Here is a 624-nt window from a genome sequence, read left to right as displayed (position 1 = left end):
CCCATTAGCAAGCGGGGCGCCCCGTGGCGTATTGAGTGAATAACAAGTAGATTTTATAAACCTCTAAATTACAACTAACCATGGATATTCTCTATTTCGTTGGAATTGATATTTCCAAAACTACGTTGGAGTGGGCTGTTTATGATGGCAAAAAAGTAGTTCTTCAAACCGCTAGTGTTAATACTGTGACAGGTATTAAGACCGCATTGAGACTCTTGAAAAAGCTTCCGATTTGGAATCCACAACAAACGGTTTTTTGTATGGAGCATACGGGTATATATAATGCTCATTTACTTGATTTTCTTCATAAATTACATTTTCCCATTTGGTTAGAGTCTTCTCTCCAAATCAAGAAAGCAGGTGAGCTGCAACGAGGAAAAACCGATAGCATAGATGCTCAAAGAATTGCAGAATATGCTTTTCGTTTTCGAGATCAGCTTCGACTTTGGGAACCACCTCGGGCAGTAGTCCAACAGTTATCCATGTTAAGTACTGCTCGTCAGCGACTTATCAGTGTCTATAACCAATTGTCCGTACCACTTACAGAGCAACAAAGTTTTGTCAACCCTGTCATGCAAAAACAATTGACTAAAAGTTGCAAAGCCTCCTTAACTGCTATTGAAA

General features: G+C 39.4%; 1 protein-coding gene. It reads left to right on the top strand.

Annotated elements, in window-relative coordinates; genetic code table 11:
* Positions 1-80: 80 nt before the first annotated feature.
* The coding region (locus AC23P2_RS31165; RefSeq protein ID WP_487776801.1) for an IS110 family transposase at positions 81-624 on the top strand (544 nt) is incomplete at its 3' end.

The organism is Runella sp. R0.1_18 (assembly GCF_057652155.1).
The sequence above is the reverse complement of the archived record's forward strand: the minus strand, read 5'-3'. Positions and strand labels throughout refer to the sequence as shown.